The 12731-nt window shown below is 35.9% G+C and carries 11 protein-coding genes, 1 tRNA gene and 1 pseudogene; 2 read left to right on the top strand and 11 right to left on the bottom strand.

The window, feature by feature from the left end:
* Positions 1 to 68 precede the first annotated feature (68 nt).
* A complete protein-coding gene (locus tag ACYIAM_RS11145) occupies positions 69 to 638 on the top strand; it encodes a hypothetical protein (RefSeq protein WP_160430361.1) in 570 nt (189 codons plus the stop codon).
* A gap of 205 nt (positions 639 to 843) precedes the next feature.
* Here ACYIAM_RS11145 and ACYIAM_RS11140 read toward each other — a convergent pair whose 3' ends face one another.
* From ACYIAM_RS11140 to ACYIAM_RS11115, 6 genes are all read right to left on the bottom strand, one after another.
* Positions 844 to 1371, bottom strand: a complete 528-nt coding sequence (locus ACYIAM_RS11140; protein WP_483748310.1) for an STY0301 family protein — start codon at positions 1369 to 1371, stop codon at positions 844 to 846.
* A gap of 123 nt (positions 1372 to 1494) precedes the next feature.
* Positions 1495 to 2022 (bottom strand): STY0301 family protein, encoded by a 528-nt coding sequence (locus tag ACYIAM_RS11135; RefSeq protein WP_483748309.1) that lies wholly within the window; start codon positions 2020 to 2022, stop codon positions 1495 to 1497.
* Between the two features lie 597 nt (positions 2023 to 2619).
* Complete coding sequence (locus ACYIAM_RS11130) at positions 2620 to 3357, bottom strand: carbonic anhydrase (RefSeq protein WP_483748308.1); 738 nt, start codon at positions 3355 to 3357, stop codon at positions 2620 to 2622.
* A 401-nt stretch (positions 3358 to 3758) separates the two neighbouring features.
* The gene (locus ACYIAM_RS11125) at positions 3759 to 5069 is read right to left on the bottom strand and encodes a hypothetical protein (RefSeq protein WP_483748307.1); all 1311 of its coding nucleotides are present in this window, start codon (positions 5067 to 5069) and stop codon (positions 3759 to 3761) included.
* Complete coding sequence (locus ACYIAM_RS11120) at positions 5066 to 5467, bottom strand: hypothetical protein (RefSeq protein ID WP_483748306.1); 402 nt, start codon at positions 5465 to 5467, stop codon at positions 5066 to 5068. Before ACYIAM_RS11120 ends, ACYIAM_RS11125 begins: the two co-directional genes overlap by 4 nt.
* Positions 5468 to 6368: 901 nt before the next feature.
* Positions 6369 to 6444, bottom strand: a tRNA-Asn gene (locus ACYIAM_RS11115).
* Between the two features lie 148 nt (positions 6445 to 6592).
* On the opposite strand from ACYIAM_RS11115, the gene ACYIAM_RS11110 reads away from it, so the two are divergent.
* Complete coding sequence (locus tag ACYIAM_RS11110; protein WP_483748305.1) at positions 6593 to 7168, top strand: LOG family protein; 576 nt, start codon at positions 6593 to 6595, stop codon at positions 7166 to 7168.
* A gap of 57 nt (positions 7169 to 7225) precedes the next feature.
* Here ACYIAM_RS11110 and fruA read toward each other — a convergent pair whose 3' ends face one another.
* From fruA to ACYIAM_RS11085, 5 genes and pseudogenes are all read right to left on the bottom strand, one after another.
* The gene (fruA, locus tag ACYIAM_RS11105; protein WP_483748304.1) at positions 7226 to 8917 is read right to left on the bottom strand and encodes a PTS fructose transporter subunit IIBC; all 1692 of its coding nucleotides are present in this window, start codon (positions 8915 to 8917) and stop codon (positions 7226 to 7228) included.
* A gap of 9 nt (positions 8918 to 8926) precedes the next feature.
* Complete coding sequence (gene fruK, locus ACYIAM_RS11100; RefSeq protein ID WP_483748303.1) at positions 8927 to 9862, bottom strand: 1-phosphofructokinase; 936 nt, start codon at positions 9860 to 9862, stop codon at positions 8927 to 8929.
* A pseudogene (gene fruB / locus ACYIAM_RS11095) lies at positions 9863 to 11066 on the bottom strand (fused PTS fructose transporter subunit IIA/HPr protein).
* A 225-nt stretch (positions 11067 to 11291) separates the two neighbouring features.
* Complete coding sequence (cra, locus tag ACYIAM_RS11090; RefSeq protein ID WP_483748302.1) at positions 11292 to 12296, bottom strand: catabolite repressor/activator; 1005 nt, start codon at positions 12294 to 12296, stop codon at positions 11292 to 11294.
* 225 nt (positions 12297 to 12521) lie between these two features.
* On the bottom strand, positions 12522 to 12731 hold a 210-nt coding region (locus ACYIAM_RS11085; protein WP_141671378.1), incomplete at its 5' end, for a transposase.

Raw genomic sequence — 12731 nt, 5'->3', positions numbered from 1 at the left:
TGCTAAGATAGCATTTCATTGCTTTTCAAATATGTTAAAATGCAAATAAATTAGGATAAGGAAATAATATGATAACAATTAATATGTTAACTCAGAATCAAAAGCTATCTGATTTTGAAGATGTCATCGCGTTCTTTGATAAGATTTATGAGTGTATCCCTTGCGAATCAGAGCTAAGCACAAAACTGGATCGAAATGCTTTCTATGCTTTTGTTGTCATTCATACCATTAGTCATTGGCAAAGTGATGGTTGGTGTAATCTTTTATGGAATTATGCTACAGCAAAATATGTTGTACCGGCAATGAAAGCAGTAAATTTACCGCAAATTGCAGATGCTTTTGAACAAGTAGAACAAACTTATCCCTTTTCCTATTCAGAATGTGAAAATGAGAAAGAATTATGTAGTTTAGGCAATTTTATTGAAAACCCACGGCAAAAGCGCAAATACATTTCGTCAGAAAGGTTACTAGCCATGTCAGATGAACAACGTCAAACCTATTCAAAAAATTTTCTCGCTAAATTGCAAATATTAGATGAGTTGGTTACACCTTTATGGGATTATCAAGCACCCGAACAAGAAATTTGGCAACCTGTCATTGATTTTATAAATCAACATATAGAGAAGCAATCTATATAAATAACGATTTAATCAAACTAGATTTTCATTATTTATTTCACTTGCTCCAATATGGTTATAAGTGTGATAAAGGACTATATAAAACGCCAATATCTGACAAAAGTAAAAGGCAGTCACAAACAACTACCTTTTACTATCTTTATTGAGGTATAACTTTTGTGGGAAATATGAACATATCCCCCGAGATATCCAAACTAATATTAATTTATTTTGCTTTTTCAGTACTACACACTAATTTAGCAAGTGTTCCTTGATGCTGATCTTGGCTGTCAACTGCCCAACAAGTTTTCAGTGATGCATCAATAGGCTTTGTCAATTGTACTTCGTTATTATAGTTATAATTACAGCTAGCCCAAAAGATCAGTTTATTAGTATCATCACTGCCCTCTAACAACCAAACTGCCTGATATTTTTTCCCATTTATCATTGCGGGCTTGGGTTTTATTCGTTTTGCTGAATCAGTTGATTTTCCGGAATATACTTCAACTTGATTGAGTCGAATAAGAGAGCTGGTGTGAGCGATATCTTCTGGCAAAATTAAACCATTAATTTTATTCGTATCATAGCCTTTTTCAGACACTTCCCAGCCTTCAGGCACAACTTCTAGTTCAGGTTTAGCATATTTTATTTTTACCGATTCGGGACAAACTATCTCTTGATTTGCATTAGCTGAACGGCAAAGACTCCCCCCCATTACGACAATTGCAGCTAAACTTAAAATTTTACCTTTCATGTTTGCTATTCCTTCTTAATCTTATAAAAAATGCAATGATTTCTAATAGTTAATATCATTTTATTAAGTTAAATGCATTAGACTATTAACTATCTAAACCAAGGCTATTTTTGCTATCTAACTTTATCCGATGTTAGAGCTTAAACTAACTTTATTTTCACGTTTAGAATATGATTGTCGACCTTCATGTATTTTTTTATCGCAATTTAGTTTTACTTTCATATTACCTTTTGCATCTTTTGAAGAGATTACCCAGCAGGTTTTCATAGTCGGATCGATGTGTTTTATCAGGCGAACCCGATTACGTGAATAAGAACAATTAAACCAATAACCAGTATCATTAGGTGTATCATAACGAGTATCAACACTCCATGAATCCTTATATTTTTTACCTTTAATGGTAGTTGTAAAGGGTATCATCTGTCCTAAATTCACTGGTTTACCATGGTATACTTCACCACTATCAACTCGCAACAACAGATTTTTTTGTTCGAATATTTGCCACCCTTCAGGTAATGTTTCTAATTCGGTGGGGATAGCGTTTACCTGAACAGAATCAGGGCAAGTTATCTCATAAATTGCGTTAGCAGAAAGGGGCACACAAGTCCCAGCTAATAATATTATGACAATACTAAAAATTTTTCCTTTCATGTCAGCTGTTCCTTTTTAATTATAAAAATGCAACTTTTATTGTTGAATAATATAACCTTTTTTAAAATTTAAGTCATTAAGCATTTATATTAGGTGATCGATTGTGGATTAAGTACATTATTACAAACCTGACTTGTTTTGTAATTCATGCTGGATTAAGTATTACTGTTATATTAGTGGGCGCAATTGCTCTTAAGTTGGGGAAACTTTTCTTTGATGATTTGACCTTAATTTGCCAATAATCATGCTTTCATCCCTAAAAGCATATAACGATAGGTGGTTCAGTTAGTTTAACCTATCCACTCGTATTTATAGAATATGATTGAAGACAATCAAGATGCTGAGGCACTAAAGATAAGATAAAGATAAAAAACACCTGAACATAAAATCAATAAAGCAGTCCTAATTATATGACTTTTCATGTTTTGACAGGATATTAATATTATTTGATGATAGCGTAAAATTTTTATACGGTATTCGTGTAATGTTTAATGACAAAAAGCCATTAAAAAATACATTATATATTTTAGTGTGTTATAAGTGATAAGTGCAGTAATTATTGGCTCTACTTGCTCTTACCGATAGAGCCAAAAAGTATTAATTAACTATCACACGACCATTTAAAGGCTGAATTGGACGGTTGTTATCGTGATGTATAATTGAATGGAACTTTTCAATTTGTTCAGCAGATGCACTACTTTCTTGCTCTAACACAATCCATCGAACACCTTCAGAGCAAGGTGGCGTTGTCAAAGATCCACTAAAGCGATAAAAATCTAACCTATTCGGTAATAAAGCCTTAATATCGACAGGCTGATTTAATGCTGCTGTATCCCCTTCTTCTTCTGGTATTTGTTGCCAAGCTTTCGCCAACTCAGGGTTAGCTTTTCCCTTATTAAACATCAGGCCGATAACCGCTAAGTCACCATTTTTGTTTTTATAAACAAAATGAGCCTCCATAGGGAATTGTTTGCCTTTAATCTTATTTTCGCTTGGTGTATGGAAATGGAATTGTTGTAACGTAAACACTTCGTTGTCAATTTCAAGCGTATTGCCATCATTAACATTAACTTGAATTGTATGACCGTTATTGATGATTTCTTGCTTACTTTGTTTAAATGCTAGTTTAAGCTTGTCATGGTGCGTTTTAAAAACATGCTCAATATTGATGGGTGATTGGTTTTTTCCAGTTTCGCAAGTTGAAAATTCAGGTGAAAGTTTTCCCCAATTTTCGGGTTTGAATTCGCCTTCATAATCCCAATGCGGAGCAAGCTCTACAGCAGCACAAGATAAACTGGTTGCCATTAAGGCTGCAATGATTATATTAAATTTCATGTTGATTTTACGGTAGAAAGTTGTTTAGTGGATACCAAATTATACGTCACAAAAAACCACCTTACTACAATCACACTTCATCACTTTTTGATATTTTTATAAAAAAATCGTTTGACATTTATACAAAAAAACCAGCTAAAAAATAGCCTGTTTTGTTTGGTACTAATTTTACTCAATTTTTATTATGATAATGTCTAATTGTTTATGTTGAGTAACTTTTTACAGCTTAAGCGTCGTCAGTCGGGGAAGTGCTTTTTGATTTTCCGTCATTAAAGCGCAAAGCTCGCAGGCTCTGCCTGCTCCCCCCAACTGACACGCGGGAGCTGTTCTTTGATAACTTAACCAACTACAGTCATATAAGTATCACTGCGCCTTAATGATTAAGAACTCAATGCTAAAAGTTAAGGGGCAGTGCAAATAACACCACTGAAATTGCCAGAGTCATCGTCGACGTAGATTACATCGTAGTACTCACCTTCGATAATAACCTTGCCGCCATATTCAGAATCTACACAAAAGCCGTTAGTCTGGAAAACTTCATCAGGGTAATAACTTAAGTAGCCCCACTCGGGTAAAAAACCTGCTCCTATTTGACGCTGGAAATAATTACCACTTGATGACGGTGTGGCACCCTCTATGCCTTCTAAGCATGGAAACCACTTATCCTTACCACATTTCGAATTGGTTAAATCTCTGACTCGTGACAAACGATACCCCAAACTACTACACCACGATGCTTGTTTAGAATAGCTCCTCCATTTATGACCTCGATTGATAAACCACTTCTGCAATACAAAACCGTACTTAATCACCACATTACCACTTTTATCCCTACCCTCTAATTCAAAGGTCTGCGGTAAAATAGGTCTACGAAGTGGACTAGGATTATCTGACTGTATTTGCGCATCACTCGCTCTAGGACCATTTAATGTTACTCGCGTTACATACTGAGATTTATCATCAATCCATGCATCGTATTCTGTTATGTTCCATGCGCCTGCAAATGAGCCAGAACGTGGCTGTGTCCAACTCACAGTAGCCGTTATTCCACCATGAGTAACAGCCGACCAGGTCAATTGACTTGCATCCACCCCACCTATATCTAAATCAAAATATAATCCATCAGCACCTGTAGTAGGAAAATTTCGGTCGTAGAATGTTGTATTTGTTGACTGAGTTAAAAAACCCTTATCAGAATTCCATATGCTAGCAGGTCCTGCCACTTCATATTTACCAAAGTAAAGATTCGGCCTTGCGTAACAAACTTTAGGCGGTGAATTTGGATTGATATAATACGTCACCGTACTACCCCCGAAATTCCTGCTATTCGGTATACCATACTGGGTAGTTAAATTACCATCTGTACTACTTAATGTCGCCTTATAAGGAGCACTACATATATCTAATGTATCACTACGACTTACTGCATTACCATTTTTATCAGTGAAACTCACCGATATACTCCCCGTTGCAGTCACCCCATTAGTACCCTGACCATCTCCATCATCATCTCCCCAATAGTTATACGGCGCTCGAATAAGTGCATCTAATCCTATTGTGTTGGTTGACGGCGACACCAACATCCCTATATTACTAAGATTACTTTCATTTATTAGCCTTATTGGATTTGTTGCACTTGATGTATTGGTTGATGGCGTAACCGTTGTGCCATCTGGCAAGGTAATAAACAATAACGCATCAGTGGTAGTCACTTTAGTTTGACCTCCTCAAACGTTAAATACGGCGCACTACCTTGAATCACTTGGCTAGTATGTGCCGTTAATGCTTGCGAACCTTGCGAATACGGCAATAACAACACTGGCACTAATGCCAACGGGATTTTTGCAAATAATTCGGTGGATAATTTTGATGATATAAACGAGGAAAGGATAAAAAACCGTCTAATGCGATTATTGGATAAATTTAAGACATAGGTTTGCCATGTCTGTTGTCTGTTGTCTGTTGTCTGTTGTCTGTTGTCTGTTGTCTGTTGTCTGTTGTCTGTTGTCTGTTGTCTGTTGTCTGTTGTCTGTTGTCTGTTGTCTGTTGTCTGTTGTCTGTTGTCTGTTGTCTGTTGTCTGTTGTCTGTTGTCTGTTGTCTGTTGTCCAAGATTATACTTCATAACATTCCACCTTACAAATAAAATATTGTTTTATTTGTTTTTTTATGATTATTAGCCTGTAAAATGAGCTAATTTAATTTTTACCGTTAAAATTATAATATTTAAAAAAAGCTTGGCTAGTTTTTTTGGGGAATTTTTTGTAAGGGAATGTAAAGGAAAGAATGGTTTAAGCTTTGAAGGAAACTTTAAATGGTTGAAATTTTTGATTTTTGAAAAAAAACAACAAGATAAAAAAATAATAAAATCAATGCACCACCTGACTATTTTTATAGTTTTTGGGTTAGGGTGACAATATTTGACAATAATTTGTGTGGTTGGGTTTCGGACATTTTGAGTTTTTTGTGGTGGAATCAATAGCAACAGTGACAACGGTCAAGTTAGGAAATTAGCAAATTCCTTAACACCCCACACTTTAGCTACAGAATGCGACCGACTTATATTTACTCGTATCAACCTGATACTCGCCTTTTGATGTCATCTTCACTTTGCTCAGGTGTTCAAATTTATTCCTAACAAAGCCCAAACTCGCCAAACATCCATACTTGTTGTGCTAACCTCGCTTAGTTGTCGACGCATTCTAGCGCGGTGAAAGGGCAGCTATATTGACCTTACAATATTATGGGAATGTTTTTTACTATAAAAACCATTCATTTACTAAGTTAATTTTAATTAATATTTAAAAATAACTACAATGATAACATTCAATCCAATGTGTTCATTTTAATTTCTTTTAGCAACTCATTAATTTGATAAGAAGATTAAAAAATTAAATACATATCCCCAAAAAAACGTGGTTTTAAGCGTATTTGTTGTAACAACGAAATAAATAAGTAGGTATTTTAAGATACAAAAAAACCTGCTATAAACAGGCTATAAGAATTCGGAAATTGGCTCCTCCAACAGGACTTGAACCTGTGACATACGGATTAACAGTCCGCCGTTCTACCGACTGAACTATGGAGGAACACTTAACACGCAGAATATTAACTATTTATAATGACAATGTCAATCTCTAAAACACTAAACAAAATCAACTGCTCAGCTTATAAGCAAATTCTGTGATTGCTGTGTTAAAATAATAGGTAAATGATATAAAAGGTAGAATAAAATTGATGAAAAAAAATATTTGTGTTTTTTGTGGTGCAAGCGATGGTAGTCGCCTAGAATATCGGACTCATGCTGAACAATTAGGTAAAATATTAGCTGAGCAAAACAGGCGTTTAATCTATGGTGGTGGTAATAAAGGCTTAATGGGTATTATTGCTAACGCAGTCTTAGCTCATGGAGGCGAGGTAATTGGCATCATTCCTGAACGTTTAGTCAAAGCCGAAACGGCTCACCACGGTATCACTCGTTTAGAAGTGGTGGATAATATGCATCAGCGCAAAGCAAGACTGTCTGAGCTTGCCGATGGCTTTATTGCAATGCCAGGCGGAACAGGTACGCTAGAAGAAATTTTTGAAGTCTGGACGGGTATGCAAATCGGTTATCACAAAAAGCCAGTGGCTTTATTTAATCCAGCTGAATTTTGGCAGCCTATGCTCAATTTTTTACAACATGCCGTGAACGAAGGATTTGTTCGAGATAGTTTTTATAAAACCTTAATCGTTTCGGAAGATCCACAATTGATATTACAACAAATAGATCACTTTATTCCTAAAGATCTACAGCGTTGGGTAAAAAAATAATGTATTGATGATAAAAAACGCCATCTTTTGATGGCGCTTTTATTTATATGATTAAAATTAAGCGGCAGTTGCAGCTTCTGACTCTGGTTGTTTAATAAATGCATAAGCCACACCAGCAATAACAGAACCAGTCACAATAGATAACAAGTAACCAACTACAGGTTTAACCACGCCAGGAATTGCTAAGGCAAATAACCCACCATGTGGTGTCATTAATGTTGAACCAAAGGCTAACGCCATGCCACCAGTAATTGCCCCACCAATAATACAACATGGGATAACACGTAATGGATCACGAGCAGCAAATGGAATTGCCCCTTCGGATATAAAGCACAAGCCTAATACCAATGAAGCTTTACCACTTTCTTGTTCAGTTTTAGCAAATTTTTTGCTCGCAATAAGTGTTGCTAAGCCCATAGCTAACGGTGGAACCATACCACCAGCCATAACCGCAGCCATTGGTGCATAAACTTGTGCTGAAATTAAACCAGTACCAAATGCGTAAGCAACTTTATTAATTGGCCCACCCATATCAGTACACATCATTCCGCCTAAAATAGCTCCCAATATAACCGCATTCGCCGTACCCATTGAGTTTAGCCATACTGTTACAGCGTTCATTAACCATGCAATAGGGGTACCAACAATAAATTGCATCACAAGACCTGTAATAAGCGTTGCAAATAGTGGTACGATTAATATTGGCTTTAATGCCTCTAGCGTTTTTGGTAATGGTAAATATTTTGTGATTAATAGCGCCAAATAACCAGCAAAATAACCAATAATAATCCCACCTAAAAAGCCTGCACCCGTTGATACCGCAAGTAAACCACCCACAAGCCCCGGTGCAAGCCCAGGTCTATCAGCAATAGAATAAGCAATATAACCTGAAAGCAATGGTACCATAAGTGAGAAAGCAAGCCCTCCAATTTGAGCTAAATGCGGTTCACCTATTAATTTTTGCACCCCTTCAACCATTTCAAATGAACCAAAAGCAAATGAAAGCGCAATAATCAAACCACCTGCAACCACCATTGGTAACATGTAAGATACGCCAGTTAATAGATGTTGATAAACACCTTTTTTATCATTGCTTGATTCAGTTTTTGCAGCGTTTGCTGGCTGATAAACCGTTGCTTCTTCAAATGCTTTATCAAATTCTTGTGCTGTTTTTTTCAGGGCAGGACCTGTTTTGGTACGATAAAGTTTTTTACCCGCAAATTTGCTTAAGTCGACATCGATATCACAAGCAGCGATAACCACATCGGCAGAAGCGACTTCTTCTGGTGTTAATTCATTACCAACACCAACTGAACCGCGAGTTTCAACTTTACACCACCAACCACGTTTTTTGGCCTCTTCTTCAATGGCTTCTGCCGCCATAAAAGTATGAGCAACGCCTGTTGGACAAGCAGTAACAGCAACAATACGTTTTACACCATGACTTGACGTTGCTGTTGGTGTCACCTCGGCAGATTGTTCATAAACACTCGCTTTATTTTGTGCATCAGTTAAAATCTGTTTTGGATTAGCAAAAAGTTGATTTAAGTCTTCAACGACATACACTTTTTTGCCAACCACAGATTTATCACTAATGGTTCCCGAACCGACAGCAACAATAATATCTGCTGATGCAGCAGTGTCAACGATGTTTAAATTTAAGGCATTTGCCGCTAAAGCTAATTCTGCTTTAGCTAAACGTCCATTAACTGGACCTGCATGACTACCTTCAATAATATATATATTCATGAATACTCCTTATGCAGCAATTATTTCAATTTTTTCTAGCATATTATTTACAGCTTGACGCTCAGCAATGCCAACACCAGCCTGTCCAACCGATAGAGCCGCAACACTTGATGCAAAGACTAAAGTGTCTTTAATTGATTGCTCAGTGATTAAACCATACATTAAACCAGCGACCATTGAATCGCCAGCCCCCACAGTACTAACTACTTGGCATTTAGGTGGTTTTGCTAACCATGCTTCATTTTTAGTGACCCATAATGCACCTTTGCTTCCAAGCGAAATGATGACATTGTCAACGCCGCCATTAACTAACTCCATAGCAGCCTTTTTTACATCATCCAATGTCGATAATTTACGACCTATCCACATTTCAAGCTCTTTATCATTTGGTTTGATTAACCATGGTTTTGCTTTTAATCCTGCGACCAATGCATCTCGACTACTATCGAATACAATTTTTGGACAAATCGCTTTAACTTGTTCCATCCAATTTGTAAATTTATCAAGTGATACTCCAGCAGGTAAGCTACCACTAATAGCAACCATATCAATGTCTTTTAACCATTCAAGAGAGTTTTTTACAAAGTTTTGCCAGTCTTGCTCACTAATAGTAAAGCCCGAAAAGTTCAAATCTGTTACTTCACTATTCTCTTCGGTCAACTTAACATTAATACGTGTACGCCCTGCAATTGTTTCGAATTTATCAACCACATTTAATGATTTAAATAATAAATTAAAGCCATCACGATTTTCTTTACCTAAAAATCCACCGACAGTTAGTTGAACATCTAAATCAGACAAAACCTTAGCCACATTGATGCCTTTACCAGCAGCAAGTAACGCATTAGTTTGGACTAAATTAACATCACCAAGCTCCACTTTTGGGCAAAAACCTAAAAGATCATAAGCAGGATTTAAGGTGATTGTTGCAATACGATAAGTCATTTAAACACCCTCACCTAGACCGCTTTCAATCGCTTTACCAATAGCATCAAGTGCTTGAGCCGCATCATCACCAACCGCTGTAAATTTTAATCGACTGCCTTTTTTGGCACCCAATGCAACAATTTTCATTAAACTTGTTGCACTCACTGGCTCGCCTTTGCCATCTAAATTAGCAACAGTTACTTTACTGTTAAATTCTTTAACGAGTTTGACTAAAACAGACGATGGGCGAGTATGTAAACCATTCTCATTAGGAATAATAAATTCACGACTTAATGATTCATTGTTTGATTCGGTAATAGCCGACTCATTTGGAGAAGTTGATTGAATTCCTGATTCATCAGATCCTACAGTTTGAGAACCAGATAACAGAAGATTGATAAGCCCATCAATATTTGCTGATAATAGTAACGCTAATTTTTGATTAAAAGCTAAAGTAGCAATGTTATTTATAATTTCAGAAACAGAATCATCAACGACTGACATAGTAATAAGTAACTTAACAGGCTTACCATCTTCATTGAGATTACTAGTGGTACGGCTAATCGCCACCGCATTTTTTAAATTACCTTCTTTGCTATCATTTAACCAAACACCCTCGCCTAGGTAAGTTGGTTTATTATCTAATACATCAGCAATAAAACTTGCATTGACTGCATTTTGCTGTTTTAAACGTGATGCATTTAATGCTTGTAGTGTTGATAAACTATCAGCAGGAATATCCAATAATAATGCAGATTCATTTACAGTAAATTGACTATCTTCTGAACTTGTTTTGCCAGTTAAAATGGCAATTGCTTCGTCGGCCGATTGAATTTTTTTGATTCGTTCCTCTACCCCATCAGCACCAAGCACATGAGTGAGTTGACGAAGTAATTCTAAATGCTCATCAGAACTTGCTGCAATACCAATTGCAAGATAGGCTTTTTCACCATCATCCCCCCCATTCAACACCATTAGGAAAACAAAATACTTGCACCCCTGTTTTTTTCACCAAATGGCGAGTTTTAGTGGTGCCATGGGGAATAGCAAGACCAATGCCTAAATATGTCGCTGCTTGAGATTCTCGTTCAAGCATGCCATCGACATAACCATCTTCAACATATCCTGCTTGGGTTAATGCCGATGCAACTTTCTTTATTGCTTCTGTTTTATTTGTAGCTTGTTCATTTAAATGAATGTTTTCTTTAACTAAATGAAACATATAATAAATACCTCTGGGTTAAAATGTTGGGTCGACTAAAATGACTCAGCAAATATAAATCCTTGAATTAACATTATTGAATCGTTTCAGCAATAATGAATAAATTAATATTAATTATCAAATAAATTATTTCTATTGATCAATAATTTGTGATCTGGATCTTATTTTTTATTTAAAATTTAAACTGTTTTAAAGCCAATATTGCGTTTGGTGTCTATCAATATCTTAACGGCTTAAGCTACCTCGATAGATCAATCGCCTCGGAATTATTGTCGTACCTGATTGATAATTCTCGTTATGCAGATAGTTTAAAAACAATTTTATTGTTACATGGGCAACTTCTTTGTGATCTTGTGAAAGCGATATGACTTTACATGGCAAAAAGTCTAATAACTCATTATCACCAAAGGTAGCAATCGTTAAGGCTTCGGGTAGATGTCCAAATTTTCTTAAAATTGCATCAATACTTCCTTGCAATAAAGAAAAAGAAGTAGTAAAAATGCCATTAGGCATTTCATGGTTTTCTAACCATTGACTAAAAGCAAAATCAGCATCTTGACGACTATAGTTATTTGCATATAAAAAATCAATTTTACTACAATTATTAAATTTGATACCTTTAAAGCCATCTAGACGAAGTTGACTAACCGACAAGTTTGGTAAAGCCCCAATATAAACCACTGAATCTTTTACAAAGTTATTAAATGCTTGGGCCAGTGATTTAGAATCTTGTTTATCGGCACCTACAATATTTCTAAATTTAGATATAGATAATATTCTATCAAGTGCGAATAATGGAATCTTTTCGTTTTGCCAGTCGTCATAAAAAATATAATCCTGAGCAGAAACGAATGATGATGAAATAATCAAAGCATCTACTCGACGTTGCTGAAGATGCTTGACGCACTCTTTTTCGATTTGTGGATCATCTTCAGAACATGCTAGTAATAATTGATACCCTTCTTTTCTTACTAGTTGTTCTAAATAATTGGCAATGCGGGTGTAACTGTTGTTTTCTAAATCAGGAATAATAAAACCGATAGTACGTGTTTTACCGGCTCTAAGGCCTGCTGCTACGGCATTAGGTTGGTAATTATGCGCTTTTACCACCGACATGACTTTTTCAACTGTTTTGTCACTTACGCGGTACTTTTTGGCTTTTCCATTGATCACATAACTCGCTGTTGTTGTTGAAACACCAGCCAAAAGAGCGATTTGTTCTAATTTCATAACACCATCCCAACTAAATATAGTTAGTTATTTAACCTGAATCAAAATAATTTGTAAATACCGATTCTAATGTCTACTCAATAAGTTAGCTGTATTTTACGTTTTATACAAAAAGCCTAAAGATAAAAATGACTAATCAAAAAAATAGGATTTCGTTAGATCTTACCAAAAATGATAAGTTCATTAATCATTAGGGGCTGTTGATCTTTTCTGTACATAAATTGCTCAACAATACATTGGCAGCCACATTAACATAAATGCCAGTGATACCATACTGGCATAATTCCTTTCTAACTTATCGTATCTAGTTGATATTGAACGATATTGCTTGATTCTAGCAAAGGCATTCTCGACTAAATGACGATAGCGATAAAGGCACCTATCCATACTGCTTTTATCTATATCCTTACCATAATTACGTTTAGCAATCACCGT

This window comes from Gilliamella sp. X-60, assembly GCF_057063585.1.
The sequence above is the reverse complement of the archived record's forward strand: the minus strand, read 5'-3'. Positions and strand labels throughout refer to the sequence as shown.

What these genes read in the sequence shown, in the direction of transcription:
- ACYIAM_RS11145 (WP_160430361.1), top strand. Translation starts at nt 69, where the DNA reads ATGATAACAATTAATATGTTAACTCAGAATCAAAAGCTATCTGATTTT.
- ACYIAM_RS11140 (WP_483748310.1), bottom strand. Translation starts at nt 1,371, where the DNA reads ATGAAAGGTAAAATTTTAAGTTTAGCTGCAATTGTCGTAATGGGGGGG.
- ACYIAM_RS11135 (WP_483748309.1), bottom strand. Translation starts at nt 2,022, where the DNA reads ATGAAAGGAAAAATTTTTAGTATTGTCATAATATTATTAGCTGGGACT.
- ACYIAM_RS11130 (WP_483748308.1), bottom strand. Translation starts at nt 3,357, where the DNA reads ATGAAATTTAATATAATCATTGCAGCCTTAATGGCAACCAGTTTATCT.
- ACYIAM_RS11110 (WP_483748305.1), top strand. Translation starts at nt 6,593, where the DNA reads ATGAAAAAAAATATTTGTGTTTTTTGTGGTGCAAGCGATGGTAGTCGC.
- fruA (WP_483748304.1), bottom strand. Translation starts at nt 8,917, where the DNA reads ATGAATATATATATTATTGAAGGTAGTCATGCAGGTCCAGTTAATGGA.
- fruK (WP_483748303.1), bottom strand. Translation starts at nt 9,862, where the DNA reads ATGACTTATCGTATTGCAACAATCACCTTAAATCCTGCTTATGATCTT.
- cra (WP_483748302.1), bottom strand. Translation starts at nt 12,296, where the DNA reads ATGAAATTAGAACAAATCGCTCTTTTGGCTGGTGTTTCAACAACAACA.